15 protein-coding genes and 1 pseudogene are annotated in these 23,333 nt (G+C 33.4%); 1 reads left to right on the forward strand and 15 read right to left on the reverse strand.

The window, feature by feature from the left end; translation table 11 throughout:
- Positions 1–84: 84 nt before the first annotated feature.
- Complete coding sequence (locus tag Q0998_RS08270; RefSeq protein WP_299668740.1) at positions 85–351, forward strand: hypothetical protein; 267 nt, start codon at positions 85–87, stop codon at positions 349–351.
- A gap of 321 nt (positions 352–672) precedes the next feature.
- Here the strand turns inward: Q0998_RS08270 and Q0998_RS08275 are convergent, their stop codons facing one another.
- From Q0998_RS08275 to Q0998_RS08345, 15 genes and pseudogenes are all read right to left on the reverse strand, one after another.
- Positions 673–1,746 carry a glycoside hydrolase family protein gene (locus Q0998_RS08275; protein WP_299668743.1) on the reverse strand — a complete coding sequence of 358 codons (1,074 nt, stop codon included), beginning with the start codon at positions 1,744–1,746 and terminating at the stop codon, positions 673–675.
- Positions 1,747–1,870: 124 nt separating this feature from the next.
- On the reverse strand, positions 1,871–3,067 hold the full coding sequence (locus Q0998_RS08280; RefSeq protein ID WP_299668745.1) for a hypothetical protein: 1,197 nt from the start codon (positions 3,065–3,067) through the stop codon (positions 1,871–1,873).
- A 280-nt stretch (positions 3,068–3,347) separates the two neighbouring features.
- On the reverse strand, positions 3,348–4,766 hold the full coding sequence (locus Q0998_RS08285; protein ID WP_299668773.1) for an arylsulfatase: 1,419 nt from the start codon (positions 4,764–4,766) through the stop codon (positions 3,348–3,350).
- A gap of 104 nt (positions 4,767–4,870) precedes the next feature.
- Positions 4,871–7,441, reverse strand: coding sequence for a PDZ domain-containing protein (locus tag Q0998_RS08290; protein WP_299668775.1), 2,571 nt, complete (start codon positions 7,439–7,441; stop codon positions 4,871–4,873).
- Between the two features lie 11 nt (positions 7,442–7,452).
- A complete protein-coding gene (locus Q0998_RS08295) occupies positions 7,453–8,982 on the reverse strand; it encodes an arylsulfatase (RefSeq protein WP_299668777.1) in 1,530 nt (509 codons plus the stop codon).
- A 175-nt stretch (positions 8,983–9,157) separates the two neighbouring features.
- Positions 9,158–9,760, reverse strand: a pseudogene (locus Q0998_RS08300) (prolyl oligopeptidase family serine peptidase); the annotation flags it as partial.
- Positions 9,761–9,776: 16 nt separating this feature from the next.
- Positions 9,777–10,250: a carboxylesterase family protein gene (locus Q0998_RS08305; protein WP_299668781.1), complete on the reverse strand. Its 474-nt coding sequence runs from the start codon at positions 10,248–10,250 to the stop codon at positions 9,777–9,779.
- A gap of 62 nt (positions 10,251–10,312) precedes the next feature.
- Positions 10,313–11,758: a sulfatase-like hydrolase/transferase gene (locus tag Q0998_RS08310; RefSeq protein WP_299668783.1), complete on the reverse strand. Its 1,446-nt coding sequence runs from the start codon at positions 11,756–11,758 to the stop codon at positions 10,313–10,315.
- 7 nt (positions 11,759–11,765) lie between these two features.
- Complete coding sequence (locus Q0998_RS08315) at positions 11,766–14,123, reverse strand: right-handed parallel beta-helix repeat-containing protein (protein ID WP_299668786.1); 2,358 nt, start codon at positions 14,121–14,123, stop codon at positions 11,766–11,768.
- Positions 14,124–14,614: 491 nt separating this feature from the next.
- Positions 14,615–16,477, reverse strand: coding sequence for an alpha-L-fucosidase (locus tag Q0998_RS08320; RefSeq protein WP_299668789.1), 1,863 nt, complete (start codon positions 16,475–16,477; stop codon positions 14,615–14,617).
- Positions 16,478–16,479: 2 nt separating this feature from the next.
- The gene (locus Q0998_RS08325; RefSeq protein ID WP_299668792.1) at positions 16,480–18,072 is read right to left on the reverse strand and encodes an arylsulfatase; all 1,593 of its coding nucleotides are present in this window, start codon (positions 18,070–18,072) and stop codon (positions 16,480–16,482) included.
- A gap of 114 nt (positions 18,073–18,186) precedes the next feature.
- A complete protein-coding gene (locus Q0998_RS08330) occupies positions 18,187–20,073 on the reverse strand; it encodes a sulfatase (protein ID WP_299668795.1) in 1,887 nt (628 codons plus the stop codon).
- 109 nt (positions 20,074–20,182) lie between these two features.
- Entirely contained in the window at positions 20,183–22,063 is a 1,881-nt protein-coding gene (locus tag Q0998_RS08335) for a sulfatase (protein ID WP_299668797.1), read from the reverse strand.
- Between the two features lie 20 nt (positions 22,064–22,083).
- Positions 22,084–22,317: a putative glycoside hydrolase gene (locus tag Q0998_RS08340; protein ID WP_299668800.1), complete on the reverse strand. Its 234-nt coding sequence runs from the start codon at positions 22,315–22,317 to the stop codon at positions 22,084–22,086.
- A complete protein-coding gene (locus tag Q0998_RS08345) occupies positions 22,311–23,267 on the reverse strand; it encodes a putative glycoside hydrolase (protein WP_299668803.1) in 957 nt (318 codons plus the stop codon). Before Q0998_RS08345 ends, Q0998_RS08340 begins: the two co-directional genes overlap by 7 nt.
- Positions 23,268–23,333: the final 66 nt, after the last annotated feature.

The raw sequence follows: 23,333 nt of genomic DNA on the forward strand, positions 1-23,333 counted from the left end.
GGGTTGATCGAAAACAAAAAAATAAAGATGAAAAAATTATTACTTATCAGATCTCTTGCGTTGACTTTGTTTAGCAACAAATCTATGGCGCAAGAATTTCTACAGCGTTCTTGGGGAGTTCGTCTAATTGTTAGTGGTGGTTCTAAATTAAATAGTGGTGCTGCGAATAACGACTGGGTCACAGGTGCACAGGAAATTGTAGATGATCTTCCTACAGTTGGTCATGTAATAACTAATTTTACACATCCAGCCCATGGTTACCATTTTACGTTACGAACTACTGCTAATGTGGATATTACTAACGAGATTCATCCTGATTTTGTTCCATCTCTTGAATTTCAGTCGAAATGACATTAGTTTTAAACATTAAAAATAGTAACTAATTAATCAATAGTTTTTAAGTGAACTCACGTTAATGAAAAACCTCGACCCAAGGGTACGAGGTATCAAGTAGAAATTTCTTTTTTATTTCGACGCAGAGCATCGGGGAATAAAACCCATAGATCCCGCTAAAAAAAAGCGGGATTAGTTCAGCTAGCAATTTTTAATTCATTGCTTCGCAACTTTTAAAAATTGAGTTTCACTAATTTAAAACTTTTACACATTTATTTATTAAATGAAGGCTTTTAAAGTGATTCAAAAACAAAACTAACTTGTTTTTTAGTTAGTGGTTTATTTTTTGATTGTCCTAACCGTATTGAAAATTTCAGACTTAGAATTTATACATGCAAAAAATACATGTGTTGGCTTTCCATTTTCTATGAGTATTTGTGGGCGTTCTAATTTTTTCATTTTTTCTTTGGTTCCATCTGACAAATTAAGGGTTTTCCCATAAGCTGCCGGATTATCAGGAGTTTCCCATTCTATTCCATCTTTCGAAGTTGCCATAAATCCTGCTCCTTTTTCACCAGTTATTAATTTGTTCATGCATTTAGCAAGCATAAAATATTTTGTACCATCATGCCAAATATAAGGGTCTTCAACATCTGTTTCAATTGGTTTTATTCTAATCTTATTGTCGGCTCCCATGCGCGTATATTCTCCCAGATAATGATTGGCCGTTAAAACTCCAAATCTCATTTTTCGGTTTTTATTGCGTTCAGGGTACGTCACCGGGGCACTTTTATAAACCATTAAAACACTGCCATCTTCATGGATAACCGGTGCTGGATTACTGATTATTGCACCATCCCACATACCTTTTCTAGGCTGTATAATAGGTTTATCCATTCGTTTCCATGGACCAGTAGGTGCATCAGCAACAGCTATACCCACTCGCTTGTTGTTCCATGCTTTTTCGTAAAAATCTCGAGATGGTATCGTATCAATGGGTTGATTAAAGGTATAAGTTGACCCTGTATAATAAAGGATATACTTTCCATCATGAAACTGGATATTTGGATTGTGTGTAATCATACCATCCCAATATTCCTTTCCTCTAGAAGGCAAAACAACTTGTTTAAATTTATAAGGGCCTTGTGGAGTATCGGAAACAGCCAATACAATTTCGGAATTGGTTATCCATGCACGCATGGTAAGTTTTTTTGGCCACCTGCTTGCAAACATATAATACTTCCCATCTTCAGCTTTTACAACAGAACCTCCCCATATGATCCAATCATCCATTTTAAAAGCACCTTGTACAGGAGAATCTTCCCAATTTTGATGAAAAACATTGTCATTACTGGCTTTATCAGCACAACTGAATAACATAAGCAATACAAATAGCAATGCAAATTGCTTCATAGTTGTCTTCTTTTTAAAATTCTGATTAACGTAAAATTAATCACTATTTTTCAATAATTTATAGTTTATTCGGATTGATCTCTTTTTACTTAATTTCCACAACCCATTTTATATTTGCAAAAGGTTAATGTTTCGTTTTTACTTTTTCAGCTAATTTTGCCCCTTCAGGTCTTTTATAGGGAATATAATCAGGCATTGGTTTTATTTGTAATCTCTTATCAATTTCTTTCATAATAGCCATTTCATCTTCTGTAATAAAACCATTTGTATTTGTATTACCCCATGTAATAGCGCAATTTGCATCGGTTAGAGTACGCACAAAACGATAGGCTTGTTCTGTATCAAACATCAAATCAGCCCTTGGGCTCGTCCATTTCATACGCATTGGCATCCATGCATGTTTTATATTATGTTTCTCTTTATCATAATTAGCCATAGCGTTTATTATTTCAGGAAATGTATATTCTTCGTATGCCCATGAACTAGGTGGTGCTCCCCAAGCTAAAGGTGTAGGGTGACCAGAAGTAAAGTCGGTATAAGAATCATTGGTGTTAAAAGATCTTATTTTATATTTCTTCTTATTTTTATCATTTATTCCATCTGATGCTACAAATAACTCATCTCCATTTGCATCTTTAAAATAATTATTCCAACGCGCAGTTTCACTATTCACTACGCCGTTTGCAGCTATCATAACAGTTGGATCTACAGATCTAATCATGTCAACAAAATCTGTTACATCTCCAGCAATTCCACCTATATGATCCAACCAATATCCATCTACCAATCCTTTAAATCTTTCTATATAACCTTTGCACAGTGTTCTATATGCCAAACCTTCATCCCCGTCAAATTTTGCTTTGTAATATTTATCCCAAGCGGCTTTATATTCTGCATTATTTTTTGTGCCTGATCTTGCAGATGGACCATCTGTAGCAATATAAAGAACAACTTTTTTCCCTCCTTTTTTTAGAACATCTATGACATCTAAAATAATTTTTTCATTCTCAAGAGAAGGTACAAACTCAGGGTGAATTTCCTTCGCAACATCTACATAAGGATTGTCTCTTAAAGTAAACCAATACCCATGAGCACGATGGTTAAAATTTGTAAATACATGCCCTACAGTTGGGAGATTATCTACAATTTCTTGTGCTCCTTTTACCCATTCTCTACTGCTAGTTTTATCTAACTCTACGCCGCCTTCAACAATGAGTCTTACACCCCATGAACCCATTAGCCAATTTGAATCAGAAGTAGTTTGAGCAGTTATATTTATAATTGCCAAAGCAAAAATCATTGTAATTAATTGTTTTTTCATTTTCATGTTTTTTAAAATTATCTCCTTCATCGGAAAATAGTTTGTTAATAGATTATAAGAAATATTTTTTATTGACTTTATTTAAATAAATTCGGTTTTTAAATACATATCAAAATTAACTTTTGTAAGAATTAACGACTTCCTCTAATCCCTCAAATTGTTGCTCTAAATATTCAAACTACCAAGCCATTGATAAAAAATAAGAATTTATTCTATTTATAAATGTGATTAAAAATGTTGATTTAAGAAAAAAATATGATGTGATTGATAAAGTGGAATTTTAATTAGTTCCACTTTTCCATAAAATAATTTTATCTACATCATTTTTAGAAAACTTTCCTTTTGTGCTTCTACCTGTTCTAATATCTAATTCTAATTGTTCTAGAAGTTCTTTTACAATTTCAGGATGCTTTTTATATAAATTTGTAGTCTCTGCAAAATCGTTTTCAATATCATATAATTGAACGGCAGGCATATCTTTTGCTTCTAACTCTTTTGGTGACGTCCATCCTCCTGAACCTCTTGCTAACAATAGTTTCCATTTTCCTTTTCTGTATGCAAAATGTCCACTAATGGAATGATGTATCACTCCTGCCCTACTAGAAATTATTGATTCACCAAATAGTGCGGGTAAAAAACTAACACTATCTTCTCCACTCATATTTGGTATGTCTTGTCCAGTAATATCTGAAAATGTCGCAAAAATATCTGTTAAGCATATCAATTGATTGCTTGTTGAACCAAAAGCTACTTTATTTGGCCACTTAACAATGAACGGCACACGATGTCCACCGTCCCATAAATCTGCTTTTGAACCACGCATTCCAGCACTTACAATATGACCTTGTTCTGCTAACTTAGGAATATTTGCAGCTTTAGAACATCCATTATCACTACTAAAAATAATCAACGTATTTTCGGACAATCCATTCGCTTCTAATGCGGATTTTATAGCGCCAACGGTGGCATCTGTTTGCATTACAAAATCTGCATAATCACCTAAACCACTCTTTCCTTGCCATTCTTTTGTTGGAAGAATTGGAGTGTGTGGTGAACCTAAAGGAACATATAGAAAAAATGGTTTTCCATCCTTTCTCTTTGATTGGTTATTGATATAAGCAACAGATTGCTCTGTTAACCTTGGCAGCATATTAATTTCATCTTCGTGTAAAATTACCTCATCATTTTCAATAACAGCTTTCATATCTCTGGCATGATGAAAGCCGTGAAAATAATCAAACCCACGATGAATAGGCCCATCTGGAATTTTAGCACCAACAGGAGGTAACTGTTTTGTTGATTTCTTCGATAATGTTTTTTTTGTAATAGGGTCTAAATATTGAAAATTAAGATGCCATTTTCCAATAATGGCTGTATTGTAACCTTGATCTTTTAGAAAATTTGCAATAGTTAGACGGTCTTCTGCAACTAAATTGGGTGCAAAACCTTGTACAACGCCTCGTTGCAATTTTGTACGCCAACTGTAACGCCCTGTCATGATACCATAGCGTGTTGGTGTACAAACTGATGAACCTGAGTGTGCATCTGTAAATACCATACCATCGCGAACTAACATATCAATACTTGGCGTTTTAATCTTACTTGTTTTTGGTGACAAACTTTGTACATCACCATAACCTAAATCATCACAAAGTATAAATACAATGTTTGGTTTCTGAGGTTTCACTTGAGCTGTCATAAGATAGCTCGTTAACCCAAATACTATTATTAATAATGTTACTGTTTTAACTGAAGTTTTAATTACCATTTAAATAGATGTATTTTAAACCATTAACTATAAACTTATTGTTTATTAAAGGAAAATTCTAAAGCTTTCTGGTTTCTCCAGACTTTTACTGTATTATTTTCATTTTTTAACCTTTTCATACTACTGATTAAAAATTGAACATTCTTAATCTTTTTAGAGTTTAATTCGATTACAACATCATCAGCCTTAAAACCTAAAGCTGCCATTTGACTATCTTTAGGAACTGAAACCAATAGCGCACCAGTTTTTTCAAACATACCAGTAGCTGAAACATCAGCATCTGTTTCTAAGTTTCTAATTTGACTTCCTAATATTTTCTTAAATCTACTCTCAACAAATTTGTTTGGAGCAATTATTTCAGGAAGATTTATAACAGGCTTCTTTGACAACTTCTTTAATTTATTAGAAGTAACACCAAAACCTGTAACTGGAAAATTTTCAAATCCAATTTTCAATGCATCAGAGGTTTGCTTTACATTAAAATTACCCTTTTCAGGTGCTACAAATAAAGCATTGCCATAAAGACTTTCAGCATCATCTCGTGTTTGCTTTTGTGCACCATAAGCAGGTACTGTTTTTTCATACTCAGGATTATGTATAAAATTAAAATTTCGGCTACCACCCCATAACATTGGGTTTGTAGAACGATAAACAGTTTTACCCCATAAAATATTTCGTTCAAAAATATCATGAGTCGGTTTTGGGTAAGGTACATTACAAGTATATCCTTTTCCAAGAACAACATTATTTGTCACTTCACGATGATACCCTTCTCTTGTTTTTAAACCACCCGAAAGGCAAATATTATTATATATTTTATAGTTAGTTGATCCGTCATCTAAATCAATATCCCAACCGTGATCACACTGCATCCTATTATTTCTAAGGATATTTGTTTGATGAGCATCCCAAAGGGGTAAATTAGGATATTTTTCAATGTAATAACTAATTAAAGGTTTTCCATTCTCATCTTCTAAATCTGGCCCTGATGGACCAGATGAATGCCAATAACGATCACGTCCCCATGAATTAAATGCTCCATGATCGTGTGTTTCCAATACCGTTTCAAAACAGTCATTCCACTCAATAATATGACCTCCCCATGTACCATCACATATATTAATTGCCGCTCGTGGAGTATGACTAATGGTATTGTGTCTCAGTGTAATTCGCGATGACATAGAAATATTAATACCAGAAGCTTGTTTTTCAAAACGTCCACAACGCATCATAAGATTGTCTTCTACAAGACAGTCTTCTGGATAATCATTTGTTTTTGGTCCAATTGTAGTATCAATTTCATCCAAAGGACTAGCAGGTTGTCTATAGGAGAATGCAGGGTTGCGAACTGCTGCAAAAGAACCAACAAAATTTACATCTGTGGCACCATTATCTAAAAATAAATTTCCTTTAATATTTATATTGCGGTTATAACTATCAACAAATATTGCATTACCTCCTAACTGTTCAAATTGGCAATTATTAATTACAATGTTTTCTGCTCCACGTATATGAATAGCTCCTCCACGATATACACACCAATCACTTCGAAGCAATGGCTCAATAGTCTCAATAAAGGTACGATCTGTTCCAGTAAATCGTATACCACTAATCTGAATGTTCTTAACAGGTGTTGTGGTTTCATAATTTTTAACTTTTGTTTCTTTAAGTCGATTTCCACTATTAAGAATACTCATTTCTGCAATTGGTTGCTTGTAACCTCCATAGATTTCAATAAGATGCTTAATTTTTAGCACGGCTTCAATCTTAACTTTTTTTAGATTGATTTCAGAATTAGGCATGTAATACAACCAGCCTTCTTTTGTGTCATGAAACCACTCGCCGGGAGTATCCAGTTCTTCAAATACATTTTCTATCATTCGATATCCTTTATGGGGCAAGGTTGATCGATTATTCTGCCATCCTCCTTCATAAATCAACGCCCCATTCGCATCTTTTCCAGATACAACATAATGTTGACTACCCCATAGGCTACTATGCATACCATGCATAATAGATCCAGCTGGGTTTTGCCATTTAGTGGCTTTTTCTGCGTCCCAAGCATTTGGTGTACAACTATTAAATGGAGGTGTTCCAGCGCTCTTTCCACGAACAGAACCATCAGCATCAACAGGTATAAACCCAGATCCAAAATTCGGAAAACGAGCCATGTACTTCCGTTTATCACCAACAAACAACTGATCGATTGCGCCTAGATTCCCAACATTTGTACGATAAATTCCGTTGTTCCACAATTCCCATTCAGAAGTTATAAGTTGTGCCCCGGTTATGGTCACTTCTTCATTATTGCCTGCACAATAGATAACGGGGAATTGGTCGCTTCCATCATCATCAGTAGTAATTCTTATAGGAGTATTTAACCTGTAAGTTCCAGTATGCATAATTATTCTACAAGATTCTTTACCTAATAAACCACTAGACCTTAATGCTTTTTGTGCCGCTTCAATAGTAGCCAAAGGTTCATAAATTGTTCCTGTATTTGAATCATTACCATTTATAGCAACATGGATTTCAAGTGCATTAACAGGAATAATCGATATGATAAATAATGAAATAATAAAATTCCTAATAAGACCTTTTTTCATTTGATTCCTAATTATTTTTCGCTTTTCCATAATACAATTTCATTTACATCATTTTTAGACTCTTGTCCTTTTGAAGTACGACCAGCATATACCTCAGACTCTAATTCTGTCAAAAGTTCTTTTACAATTTCAGGATGTTCTTGATATAAGTTAATTTTTTCTGCTGGATCGTTTTTGATATCATACAACTGTACTTTAGGCATATTAACTGATTCTTTTTCTGTTGGCGATGTCCAACCTCCTGAACCTTTGGCTAATAAAAGTTTCCATTTTCCTTGACGATATGCAAAATGCCCAGAAATTGAATGATGGATGATACCTTTGCGACTAGAAACTAAAGGTTTTCCTTTTAAGGCAGGAAGAAAACTAAAACTGTCTTCAGCAAACCCGCTAGGAATTTTTTCACCAGTGATATCTGACATCGTTGAGAATAAATCTGTTAGGCAAATTACCTCATTACTTACAGAGCCTGAACTGACTTCTTTAGGCCAACGCACTATAAAAGGTACTCGATGACCACCATCCCATAAATCTGCTTTTGAACCTCGATATTGTTTACTCACCTGATGTCCCTTTTTTGCTAATTCAGTAATTCCAGCAGCTTTTGAGCAACCATTATCGCTAGTAACTATAATAATAGTATTTTCTCCAAAACCCATTTCGTCAATGGCAGAAACAATTTGTCCAATCACATCGTCTGTTTGCATTACAAAATCGCCATATTTTCCTAATTCGCTTTTACCTTGCCATTCTTTTGAAGGTAATATAGGCGTATGAGGAGAAGTGAAAGCTACATAAGCGAAGAAAGGCTTTTTGTCATCTTGTTTCTTAATATACTCAATTGTTTTGCGTCCTATTTCAGGTAATACATCTATAGCATTAAAATCAGGATTTTTAGGAGACATAACGACTCTACCTCTAATTTTTCTGTATGGTACTATTTCACATTCGCCAACAAATTTATTGTCCTCTATATAGATATAAGGTGGCATATCAAGAGAAGCAGAAATCCCATAAAAAGTATCAAAACCTCTATCTATAGGGCCATTTCTAATAATGCCATTCCAATCTACGTTGGGTTCTTTTGGGTTTCTCCCTTTAGGAATTGTGCCATTAAAAAGTAAATCCATTCCAAGATGCCACTTCCCAATACAAGCTGTATTGTAACCTCTGTCTTGTAAAAAACTAGCAACGGTTAAACGGTTTTCTTCAATTAAAGGAGGGCTATATCCAAATAAAACTCCTTTTTGTAAATTTGTTCGCCAATTATATCGCCCTGTAATAATGCTATATCTACTTGGTGTACATACCGAAGAACTCGTATGAGCATCTGTAAAAATCATACCTTGTGATGCTAATCTATCCATTTGAGGCGTTTCAATTTTACCATCAGGGTTTAAATATTTAACGTCGCCGTAACCAAGATCGTCAGTAAGAATATAGACAACATTGGGTTTCGTATTATCCTTTTGAGAATATGAATAAAAATTAGCCAATGCTAAAAAAATAATAAATAGAGATACTTTTAATGTTGTTTTCATAAAAATTAAGGTTGAAATAGGAATATGTAAATTTATTTTATTGTTTATATTTAATTGTGGGTCTCGTTTTAAAATACGCCCCGTGTTTTTTTATAGTTTCTGTATTAAAAAAATGAAGAATTTGTAAAAATACAGTTGATATCTACAATTAAATAACTGACTCATTTTTAAGTATTTATTTTAAGTTAGACACAAAATAGTCTACTGTTTTTTGAATAATCCATTCGCGAGTTGGTTCAATATCTTTTCCTACTTTTCTCCAGTTGTGCCCTGCATTTTTGATGATTACTGTAGTTACAGGAGCACCAATTTTTTTAGCTTTTTCTTCCATATAATACGCATGCTTAACTGGTATTGTGGTATCACTATCGCCTTGTATCATTAATAAAGGCGGACTGTCTTTTTTTAAATAATTAACAGGACTCATTTCTCTATACAATGTCAGTTTATCTTTAGGTTTTGTATTAGATTTTAATATTCTTGGTCCGAATCTATCTCTAAAATCTGCTCTATCATTATGGTTGAATAGACTTGTTTTTTCAAAATCGCAAGGTCCATACCAAGATACTCCTCCAGCCATTTTATAGGTATATTTTACTAGTGATGTGTCTCCTTTTAAACTTTCAGGAGCACTTAATACCAACATTTGAGAAATTTGACCACCAGCAGAATCTCCAAAAGAGAAAAATTGATTTGTGTCTAAACCTAAATCTTTATTATGCTTAGACAAATAACGCATAGCATCTTTACTATCTATAACACAATCTCGCATTGATGTAGTTCCATTTTTTTTTTCAAAGTCTGTAACTTACCGAAACCACACAAAACCCTTTTTCTAAAAGATCCATATGTACCGTTTTAAAAGAAGCATTTGAAGCACCGTGTCTACTCCCTGCTGCCCAACCACCTCCATGCGTATAAATAACAACTGGTAATTTTTGTCCTTCTTTTCTGTTTTTCGGATAATAAATATCTAAATAAAGATTTTCTTCTTTAGTTTCTTTATATAATACATTTAGTTTTCGTACTCCTCCATTGTCCAAATAAGGGATTTTAATTTTACTAAACTCTTCTGGAAAAACTTCATTATTATTGTTAGTATCTAAATATTTGTAACGATTCCAAGTTCTCTCATTTTCATTTTTAGAAAATTTGTTATCCTTATTTTTATCTAATTTTCCCCAAGTATTAGTAATGTATATTGCATTATAAACCCCTTTTGATTGGTCGTTTGTTTGAGATATCCCTTTAAAAAAAGGAAATGTCATAAATAATATGCTAATAGAACATTCTGCTGTAATTCTTTATAGCTCATCTTAATTCTTTTTTATTAATGTGCTTTTTGTTTTTTAACCTCATAGTCTGCCTCTGCAATTGAGGACATTGGGTCGTTTTGTTTATCCATCATCTTTTCTAAAGCAAGGCGTAATTCCTCTAATTTTTCAGAGTACATAGGATGGGATGCTAAATTGTCCATTTCCAAAGGGTCTTTAGCAAGGTTGAACAGTTTGTTCTTTTTAAGCTTTGGATAAGCGATCAATTTCCAATCTCCCACTATAATCATTCTTTGAATCCCCATATAAGCGCCATAAATAGCATCATAGCTCTTTTTATTTGAATCTTTCATTAAAGGTAAAACACTTTTAAATACAACATGATCTGGCCTCTTTTGTTTTGCTAATTCTAAGGAAGTTACCATAGCGTCTTGCAAGTAAATGGGCGAATGTATTTTAGCTCCTGGTTTTACTCCAGGCCCATTAACTATAAAAGGCACACGTAAAGAATGCTCATACATATTTTGCTTACCAACCAATCCGTGATGCCCAACAGCTAAACCATGGTCTGAGGTAAAAATAATATAGGTATTATCTGCTTTTCCAGATTTCTCCAAAGCGTCTAAAATACGACCTATCTGTTCATCCATATAAGTAATACTGGCATAGTATTCTTGTCTATGTACTTTTATGGCATACTCGGTACGTGGATATGGCGCAAGATTTTCATCACGGATTTTAGGGACACCATCTTCACCCATATCTGGATATAAATCTTGATAATTTTCGGGTAATGCTATTTTATCTAAAGGATATTTATCAATATATGCTTTTGGTGCTTGCCTCGGGTCATGTGGGGCGTTAAAGGCTAAGTACATAAAAAAGGGGTTGTCATCATTTTTTGCTTTTTCAATAAACGCAACTCCATCATCTGCTAAAACAGCACTCCAGTGTTTTCCACCTTGCCAAAAACCACCATTTGTTTTATCCCAAGCGTACCAAGCGGTATCTGGGTTCTCTCCTAGTACAGGTCTATGATATGCTTCCTTAACTGTTTTAGGCATACCTGGTCTTACATGATTGGTAACGTCAAAAACTGAATTTGCGGGAACAGGCACATGCCATTTACCACTCATATACGTTGTATAACCCGCTTGAGACATCATTTCTGGCCATGACAATTGTTCTTTATTACGAACATTTTTTACGGCATTTTGTGCTTGCCATAAGCTTGTTCCTGTAATAAGCATGGCCCTACTAGCAGCACAAACTGCGCCATTCCATGCACCCATATTATAGGCATGCGTAAAGGTTGTTCCTGATTTGGTCAATTTATCCAAATTAGGGGTTTCAACTATGGTTTGCCCATTAGCGCCAATAGTTTCAAAACATTGGTCATCTGAAAATATAAATAGGATATTGGGTTTTTTAGATTGGCATGTTATACTGAAACTATATAACAAAAAACAAATGCTTAAAATATTTTTCACTTTTAAAATCATAATTTTATTATTCTTTAAATTCAATTTCTATTTCTTTTTGATTTCTTACTACAACAAACGTTTTATTTTCTCTGAAATTATATTTTTTATACGTATCCAAAAAATCAGATATGTTTTTAACTTTTTCTTGCTCGACACTAATAATTACATCATTTTCTTTTATTGAAGATTTTGACAACTTACTGTTTTTATCAATTTTTGAAATGATGACACCATCCATACTGTGCGTTCCAAAAGAAGACTGTTCTTCAATAGTCTCCATATTTTTAAGCGTTGCTCCCAACCATTTTTTAGTTTTTGATTCCTCTATTTCTGAAGATTCAATTTGCAAACTTGGAATATCAGGTTGTTTCGCAATAGCTTTCAACTCTGGTTTTTGAACACCAAAACTATCCATCGGGAAATTTTTAAAACCAATTTTTAAGGCTGGTGAATTTTCTTTAACTGTAAAATCGCCACTTGTTGGGTTGACAAACAAAGGATTGCCATATACACTATTTGCATCTGTACCATTATTTTGTGCTTTTTTTAGGGCTGTTTCTGTTGGAAATCCATTATAATCTACTTCTTTTCCCCAAGCTTTAAGACGTATATCGGCATACTTTTTCATGACAATATTATTGGTAAAAACATCTTCACTATTTGAAAACCAAACGTGCGGATGGAACGTATTGTTTACCATAATGTTATTTTTAACAGTACGATAATAGCCCTCTCGTAATTTTATCCCTCTGTTTAAACAGAGATTATTATAAATTTCATAATTGGTAGAGCCATCATCTAAATCGATATCCCATCCGTGGTCACAACGGAATCGATTGTTTCTAATAATAGTGGTATGTATAGCATCCCACAATGGCATTTTAGGATTTTGCTTTACCAAACTATCCATCACATTGTATTTTGGATGCCAAAAACGGTCTCGTCCCCAAGAATTAAAAGACCCGTGGTCGCTAGTTTCTAAAACGGTATTAAACACATCGTTATATTCAATAATATGACCACCCCAAGTACCTTCGCTAACATTAATACCTGCACGGGGCACATCATAAATACTATTGCTTTTTACATGAATTTTCATTGCCATAGAAATCTGTACTCCAGCAACTTGTTTTTCAATACGCCCAATTTTATATATTAAATTGTTTTCCACTTTACAATTAGCAGGATATAATTCGTTTTTGGGGTCTGGAATGGTATCCATATCTTTCATAGGAACAAACTCCTTATATTGAAATGATGGCGAACGTACTGCTGATGAATCACCAACAAAAGAGATGGCAGATGCGCCACAATTGTATATATGATTACCCACAATTTCTATGTTTCTATTATATCCATTTACAAAAATAACGTTACCACCAAGATTTGTGAACTCGCAATCATTAATGGAAACATTTTCTGTGCCATCAAGCAATAAAGCACCTCCTCTATAAATGGTCCAGTCGCTACGTAAAAGTTGATGATATGGTTCCATAAAAGTACGTGAGGCATGTTGGAAATTAATACCCGAGATACTCACATTTTTTACAGGGTTTTCTAAACTTCCTTTAATTTCTATAAGATGTTTTAAAACACTTACTTCAATTTTGGCATCTGTTAAATCTCTATCTCCTTTCCAAACGTATAATTTATGGTTTACTTTATCTAAATACCATTCTTTTTCAGTATCCAATTCTTCAAATATATTTTCTACCATTCTATATTCTTCATGCATGGGTGATGGCCGGTTATTTTGATGCCCGCCTTTTAATGCTAATGTTCCATCTTCTTTTACAGCAGTAATTTCATAATGAAAACCTCCCCAACGTCCTCGATGCATGGCATGTACAAAACCACCTTTTGGATTTTTCCAATTAGAGATGCGTTCTTTATCTATAGCATCTGCGGCGTAACCTTGCCAATAGCCTCCGTTCTCATCATAATTTGGGTATCTTGCTAAAATTTGCTTTTCGCCATTTATGAAGAGTTGATTGAAATATAATGAAGTATCAATATCTGTAACCCAAATATCTTCGTTAAAAGACTCCCATTCCGTATCAATAATTTTGGAACCTTTAGTAGTTACTTTATCGACACCTTCACCAACAATAGCCATGTTATTTAATTCTGGCGTAATGACCAAAGTTGAGGATAAGTGATAATCACCTTCTAGAAGATGCACTGTTATGAGGTCACTTTCATTTCTATGAATTGATTTTGCCTTTTCTAAAGCTTTTTTTAATGTTTTAAAAGGCTTCTCCTTTGTCCCATTATACGTATTATCGCCTGATGGACTTACATAAATATCTATTGCTTTGTTTTGACAACTATGAAAAATGACAATGGATATTAACAAAAAACTTATATATAACGCTTTTTTCATTTAAAATAATTTATTTCGTTAACCCGTTATGCATTTTAGTTTTTTTTTAAAACTAAATTGTCAGTCGAGTGATTTTCAACAGAAAATCGTATCGAGAACAAGTTTTAAAATGGAAAACTGGATTTTCGATACTAATTTTATTCATAAAAAGGAGCAAAATTCACTACCATTGACGCGTTTATTTAATTTACTGATTATTAAACACTTAACAGTTCTTGACTCCGCTCGAACAGACATATTTTATAGACTAATTCATGACATTCCAATCGCTTGATAAATTTTTTTTCTCGGGTCTCGAACAGACATTCTTATATGCATTTGTCTCTAGTCATTATAAGCGTTTGATAAATTTTTATCTCAAGCCTCGAATTGACAAATTTCCCTTAAAATGCACAACTCGTTTCGTTACTTTAAAACTATCTGTAAAAATGCCATTTATTCTAAAAAATAATGATGTCTATTTCAAACATTAAATGTATAAATCAAATAGTTTATAAACTTGCTTCAACCACAAAGCCATATTTACTACTTTCGATTCCTGTTAGGCTAACTTCAAGACCGGATTCTGTTTGTTTCCATTCAACATCTTTTTCACTTCCAAGAATTCTAACGTTTTTAATCACCCCAACATTTTTATTTAAAGAATGAATTAAAATTTTACCTGAAGCAGGAACGAGCGAAATCGCATAAACTTTATTACCCTTAGTGGTGAACCAAAAATCTTTGGATGTAAACGTTTTTTTAAAACCTTTAGCCGCTCTGTGCCCTGTGCCATCTAAAAGTGTTTCTTCTTGTCCTTCATTTGGAATTTTCCAACGTGACACACCATATATAGCCTCTTGATTTACTTTTATCCATGCTCCCATTTCACGCAGCCCTTTTGCACTTGCTTCTGGAACATTTCCTAATCCATCTGGACCAATATTTAACAAATAATTACCTCCTTTAGACATAATATCTACAAAATAATATAAAAGTTCTTGGGTGCTTTTCCAATCATCATCATAAGATTTATAACCCCATGAATTATTGGTAGTTCCACAAGTCTCCCAATACTTATCTAAAGTTTCATCTGCAGAAGGAATCTTATTGTCTCCTGCATCTAAATAATCACCAAAATCCCAACCCACTCTTTTATTGACCAAAACATTTGGATTGGTATCATAGACCAATTTATAAAACCGAAATGATTGTTCTTCAGTAATAAACCCCTCCCCATCAAACCAAATCAATCGAAGCTTAGGTAATAAATTGATAAGCTCTTTAATCTGTGGATATGCCTTCATTTCTAAATACTCTGCATGTGTGTTTGGGCTAGGATCCCATAAATTTTTACCTGATGGATGCGTGAAAATCCCTAAAGAATCATTTATTTTCTTGACGTTTGCGTAATTGCCATCAGTTCCATCATTCCAATCATTACCATGAGAATAATAAACACCAAAATCCAATCCTTCACTTAAACAAGCTTCGTATAATTCTTTAATAGCATCGGCCTTGTATGGCGTTGCATCCACCATATCGTAATCTGAACTTTTAGAATCGAACAAAGCAAAGCCATCGTGGTGTTTAGAGGTAATCACTACGTATTTCATACCTGCATCTTTGGCAAGTTTCGCTATGTTTTGTGCAAATGATTTATCAGGATTAAAGGTTTTTGCTAACTCCTTGTACTCTTCTCTTGGAATTCGAAATGCATGCATCAACCATTCTGCTACTTTAGGTCCAGGATAAGCTGAATCGTTAATTTTAGTGCCTTTCCAAATACCTCCAGCTTGTGAATACAAGCCCCAATGGATAAACATCCCAAACTTAGCTTCTTTAAACCATGCTAAAGCGGCTTGTTTTTCTGGAGATTGATGCATCGCCAACCATTCCTCATGGTGTTTCCCAGAACCAATAGGATTTCTAAAATTGGGAATAATTCTTATTTGTTTGAAATCAGCATCAGTTATAATAGTAAGCTTCTCTTTTCCTATTTCATTAAAGTCAATTGTTTGCTTAAACTCCGAAACAATTTCGTTTTTATACGTTTTATAGCTTTTGTTGAAAGGTTCTTTTATACTGTGTTCACCTATATTTACGTTTACTTCTTCTGAATTTTCAGAAAATTCATTTTCAAAAAGCACTTGTACATTATAAACAATTGGATGCTCTATATCAACACTCCAAGAATACGAATTACCATCCTTTATAGCATCTGTTTTATCTAGTAAGATCCAATTACTGGTTTGGTCGAATGCTTCATCGTTTGACTTAGCATCAGCTTTATTATTACTTTTACAGGATAGTATACTCGTAAAAATTACTAATGCTATAGCGTATGCTATTCCTTTTCGTTTACTTAAATACATAATTAATTCGTTTTGATTCTAGTTTGATATTCTTGCTTTGAAATCCATGTTAAATCGTCCCAATATCCAGTATCATTAGGTTGATTTTTACCTGGAGTTGTTCGACCATTAATAATGATATTGTTTATTTGATTGGTTAATCTATCTATTTTATCTGGATGGTTGTTTGCAATATTATTTGTTTCTTTTGGGTCTTGGGACAAATCATACAATTCTGCAGCTTTTGTAGCTGATGGAAGTATCAATTTCCAATCATTTTCTGTTATAGAATACCGTTGCTCTTTGCCTCCATCTCCACGATTAATTAATGGCAAACGCTGATAATCATGATTTGGATTTAACAATACTGACGCAAAACTTTGACTATCTTCTCCAGAGGAATCAGATAACTCAACATCAACTAATTCAGAAATTGTAGCTAACAAATCAATTTGTCCAACAGGTTTATTCCACTGGCGACCTGATTTTTTAATACCTGATGGCCAACGCAGTAAAAAAGGTACGCGATGACCACCTTCATACACAGAGCGCTTTCCTTCTTTAAAACCACCTCTGCTATCGTGATTAAATTCTTTTATACGTCCAGACCATGATTTTTCAGGACCATTATCACTTGTAAATACAATTAACGTGTTTTCATCTAAACCCGATTTTTCAAGATAATTGAGTATTCGTCCAATATGATAATCGGTTTCAATGACAAATTCTCCGTAAGCACCAGCCTCACCTTGTCCGTGAAATTCAGGAAGTGGTGCAACAGGATAATGTGGCGATGTATAAGGTAAATACAAGAAAAAAGGTTTGTTTTCTTGTGCATCAGACTCTTTTGTTTTCATCCAAGCGATAGCTTTATCTGTAAATCGTGTTAAACATTGATTGTCGATAAAGTCTGGAGCTATTTCAAAACCTACTCTACCTAGCTTACTTTTTGTCTCTTCTGCTGTATTATCATAAGGTGGCATAATACGATAATCAACGTGCCGTTCGTTTTTCTTTTTATTGGAATAGAGTGTTGGCGGTACTTTAGCATAACGACCTTCAAACCAAGCCAAAATACCAAAATTAAGTGATGCTGGTATGCCATAAAAATAATCAAATCCTTTATCTAAAGGCATGTCTTTTATTGGTTGCGACCAATCACGATTCGCTTTAGTGTTGGGAAAATCCATTCCCAAATGCCATTTACCAACCATGGCTGTATTGTAGCCTTGGTTTTTTAAAAATGAGGCTATCGTTACTCTATCATCTTCAATTAAACAAGTTGCTTCAGCGCGAAACACGCCTTTCTTAAGTTTGGTTCGCCAAGGATATCTACCTGTTAATAATGAGTAACGTGATGGTGTACAAACAGAAGAAGCGCTATGTCCGTTTGTAAAAGTTATCCCTTCGGATGCCAAACGATCCATATTGGGTGTTTTAAATTTAGCATCAGTATTTAAGGCACTTACATCGCCATGGCCTTGATCATCCGTATATATGATAATGATATTTGGTCGATTGTTTTTAAGTGTATTTGAATTCCTTTGGGAATATCCAATTACAGCAAAAAACATGGTAAAAAGAAAAACAGAACCGATATTTTTTTTTCTATTCATAATTATTTTATTTATTCTCTTTAGTTTCAATACAAACCATATGCTTTAATCCTCGATGAAACATTTTCTCTTTAGAATTAGTAAAACTTATTATCCATAAAAAACAGTATTAATTTATAGTGCATTAGTTTCATTGAGCTTACTTTTTATCATAAACTGATTTTCATCAATTAAAATAATAACATAATCTAGGGCATTTTTAGGTACTTTAAAAGAATAGGTGTAGCCATCATTACTTGTATCTATTGGCACTTTTAAATAAGTAGGTCTTGTTTTAGTTTTTTTCCCATTTGATTTCCTTTTAATTTCATCTTGAACCTTTATGAGCGCATACCCATTATTAATTTTGGATTTTCCTTGTTCTATTTGAATTGTAGCCCTGTTAGTTTTAGAGTTAAAGTCATCATGAATTATTTTAGGAACGTAAATTGCGTTTTCCTTCCCGATATAATTACCCTTTTCTAAAGGGTTTTTATATGGATATTCCGCATTATAATCTTTTAGATATTTTTCTAATCGTTCTGATAACGCTTTTGTAACTTTAACAGATTCTTTAGATATATCAAACTTTTCTTCTAAATCGGCTCTTTTGCCTTCTTTATATAAACGATATAATTCATAACTTCCATCAATATGGTTTTTATACAATTTATAATCACCGCTTCTTATAGCAGATTGCATTTGATTGTCTTTATTATGAGGAAAATGCCACCATAAATCTTCTCTTGGTTTTCCTTCTTTATTCAGGATAGTGCTTTCATTATTTAATAGAATCCCCGATATATTCAACCCATCAAACTCTGAAGATTGAGTAGTTGATATTTTAGTTTGTGTAAGATTTAAAATAGTAGGAAAAAAGTCTAATTGGTTTATAAGACCTTCATAGGTTCTGTCTTTCGGAATTTGGGGTCCAGAAATAACCATAGGCACTCGAATTCCTCCTTCTTGAGCATACTTTTTACCTTTATCTAAAGGAAAATTATCGGTAACTATTTCTTTTCCAACGTTCTCACAACCTCCATTATCAGAAGAAAATATAATATACGTAGTTTCAATTAATTTTTTACCAGAATTTCTAGGGTCGTCTGTCTTTTTTAAATAATCTACTATGCGACCTAAACTCCAATCTAAAGTAGTTACCATAGAGCCATAGTATGGATTGGTTTGCCCTGGCGTGGTCACTGGGATATCTTTTGTTGGGAAAGGAACACCTAATTTATCAGAGTAATATTGTAAAAGTTCTCGGTTTTTGGTATGAATTGGTGCGTGTACCAACCAATGTGCTAGATAAAGAAAGAAAGGTTCTGCTTTACTTTGGTTTAAAAAGGCGAGTGCTTTTTCTGTAACATCATCTTTTGGATACGAAATACCTTGTGGCGATTTTTTAGTAAAGGGAAAATATTTTTCATCACTTAAACGGTACGGGTCATTTTTATCATGTGTTGCAAAATAATTTACACGGTTATTTGGTTTTTTAGGACCTTGATGCGCTCCTCTGGATTCAAAAGCAAAATCAAAACCTTGATTGATTGATTTTTGAGATTCAAGCTCCCCTGCATGCCATTTACCAACATGTCCTGTTCTGTAACCGTTTGTTTTTAAAGCTTCTGCTATGGTAAAATGTTCAGAACTAAGTCCCAATGGATAAAAAGGAGAAATAAACTTGGAATATCTTGGTTCAGGTATTTTACCTCCAGCTACATGGGTGATTCCTGTTTTAGCTGGATGTAATCCTGTAAGCATAGCGCATCTTGATGGTGCACAAGTAGGTGCAGGAGAATAGGCATTGGTAAAGTTTATGCCTTCTTTAGCTAGTTGCACAATATTAGGTGTTTCCCAAGGTGTAGGGTAACCCAAATTATTTAATTGTACATCCTGCCAACCCAAATCGTCCACATAAAAAATAATGATATTCGGTTGTAATTGAGTTTTACTTTTTTGAGCTTGAAGTTGAGCAGAAAAAATAACTCCAACCAAAAATATTCTTAAAATTTGTCTCATTCTTATTTTTAGTTACTTGTACTTTTATAAATAAATGAAGCTGTTTAAAAAATCAGTACATACATAATGTCTATAAAAACATTCAAATCTATTTTACAGAGATTAATTCTTAATTGGTTTTATAAAATTTACTCTGTACCATATGTCTATTTTCATCAACAAGAACCACACCATACTCTAATGCATCTTTAGGCACTATAACGGTATGTTCTAAATTGTTTTTACTTGAATTAACAGGTACTTTTATATACGTTGTTCTAGTCCTTCTTTTCTTTCCATTTTTACTTGCTTTTACAGGATCTCCAATTTTTATAAGCGCATAGCTTTCAATAATATTTGATTTACCCGCTTCTAGATTAACAGAAAATTTTCTAGTTTTAGCGTCAAAAGCATCGTTTACAATTACCGGGATAGAAGCTACAGCATCATTTTCTGATGCTAAAGGATTTTTATAAGGAAATTTTGCATCATAATCTTTTAAGTATTTTTCTAGCCTTGTTGAGAGGTCTTTAACCACTTCAGGGTTTTCTACTGCAATATTGTATTGTTCTTCTAAATCAGCTCTTTCACCATCTTTATACAAACGATACAATTCATAATCGCCTTTGGTTAAATTTTTATACAATTTGTAATCTTTAGTCCTGATTGCAGATTGCATTCTATTATGTGGAAAATGCCACCACAACTCTTCTCTTGGCTCTCCTTCTTTATTTAATACTGTGTTTTCGTTATTTAATAAAACTTCTGTTATATCCAGTCCATCAAAATCTGCCTCGTATTTTTTTGCAATTTTACTTTTTGTAAGATCTAAGATTGTAGGAAAGAAATCTAACTGATTTATTAAAACATCATTTGTTTTGCCTTTCAATACGTTTGGTCCAGAAATAAGCATTGGTACTCTAATACCACCTTCTTGAGCAAATATTTTACCTTTATCTAAAGGCGCATTGTCTGACATTATTTCTTTTTTACGCTTTTCTGCCCCACCATTATCAGAAGAGAAAAAGATGTACGTAGTTTCATATAGTTTTTTTCCTGGATTTCTAGGATCATCTGTTTTCTTTAACAAATCTACCACACGTCCTAAACTCCAATCCAACGTAGTAACCATAGCTCCAAAGTAAGGGTTGTTTTGACCTTCTTTAGTCATATCAACATCTTCTTTGGGAAAATCAACTCCTAATTTATCACAGTAATATTCTAACAATTTACGGTTTTTAGTATGAATTGGATAATGAACCATCCAATGTGCTAAATACAAAAAGAAAGGCTTGTTTTTACTTTTGTCTATAAATTCAAGTGCTTTTTCTGTAACTGCGTCTTTTGGATAAGAAATTCCATTAGGAGCATCTTTTGTGAAAGGAAAATACTTTTCATCGCTTAAACGATATGGATCATTTTTATCAGAAGTTGCAAAGAAATTTACACGGTTATTTGGCGCTTTAGGGCCTTGGTGCGCTCCTCTAGACTCAAAAGTAAAATCAAAACCTTGGTTTGATGATTTTTGAATTTCAAGTTCGCCTGCATGCCATTTCCCTACGTGTCCAGTTGTGTATCCATTCTCTTTTAAAGCTTCTGCGATGGTATAATGTTCTGGCATTAATCCTGAAGGAAAAAACGGGGTTATATAATTTGACCCTTTTGAATTTTTTGGAACTCTACCTCCTGACACATTTGTTACACCTACTTTAGTTGGATGTAAGCCTGTTAAAAGAGCGCACCTAGAAGGTGCACAAGTTGGCGCTGGAGAATATGCATTTGTAAAATTGACTGCGTCTTTTGCCAATTTTGAAATATTTGGAGTATCCCAAGCACACGGATTGTCTAAATCGTTTAATTCTACATCCTGCCAACCTAAATCGTCTGCATAAAAAATGATAACATTAGGTTTTATAATGGTTTCTTTTTTTTGTCCATAAGTATTTATAGAAAAAACCATTGATATGATAACTATTGTTATTTTATTAAAAAGAGAGTAATTGTTTTTCATTTTTGCTTTATGTATTTATATTATTTCCAAGTTAATTTTGCTTTCTTATTCTCAATATCTAACCATACATCCAGATGCTCAAAAGATCTAGTATAAATATATTCATCACGCACTGCATAGCCTTTAGGTTTTCCTAACTTTTTCTTGTATTGTGGAAATGTTTTTAACCAAACAGCAGACGTTTTAACATTATAACCATCATGAGGATAGACATAACTGTATTTTTCGGCACAAACTAAAAAAATGCCTAACAAATAATTAATCGTTTGGTTAAATCATCATTTTCGTTTAAACTTTTTCGGGCATCATCTATACCTGCATTAGCATTTTTTAGTGCCTCACCAATTCCCAATGACATAGCAATCACGTTGCCTTCCCTTGCTGATTTTTGAACGGCTTCAATACCTTTAGCCAAATAATCTGCATAGCTCATTCCAAAATTTTCGTGTTCAAAACCTTCAATATATGAGCCATCAAAATATTTTAAATACGTTCTTCCTTCATCTTGAAATTCAGGACGAACACGTATTATATTGGCAATTAGCAAATTATCTTTTCCTAATCTTGTTTTTAATTGGTCCATCATCATATGGTAACCAGTCATAAGCTTCTGTTGCTTTTCTTTACCTACTCTGCTAATAAAAAATCCAGGAACCAGTGCCTTGATATTAGCATCTAAAAAAAGTCCATCAACGTAAGGGTTACTGGCCACCTTACTAACATGGTTTACCCAATAATCATGAACATAGCCCTCTGATATATCAAAAAAATCGGTTCTGCCATTGGGCATTAATGCTTTTTCTCCTATATCATTAGTGAGAAGCGCATTAGAATGTTCACTTAAAAACAATTCATCCTCTTTGTAGGTTCCCCAATTAATGACTACATTTTTGTAATACAATATTTTTGACTTGGGATTAATGGCTTTTACTGCTTTTGCAGCTTCAATAGTTCCTTTTTCTGTTGAACCGAATGCACTACTACCAGTCGTTTTTTCGAAAGTAATCAGCGTATATTTTGCTAGAAATTGAATTTCATCTTTTGTGAAGGTCGTATTTTTACGAAGATGCATGTATAAAGGCATTTTATCCCAAGAAAACGCTGGTCGTTTTTTTGTTTCAGATAAACCATCTTCATTTTGAGCTTCACATAAAGCTACAGATACTATTAAAATTAATAATATGGCACAATGCCTAAAATTCATAATTCTATTTATTTTTTGTTAAGAAAAAGGCTTTATTTTCTATGTGGAATGATTCTGTCAAATAAT

The organism is uncultured Polaribacter sp., from assembly GCF_947501385.1.
GTDB lineage: Bacteria > Bacteroidota > Bacteroidia > Flavobacteriales > Flavobacteriaceae > Polaribacter.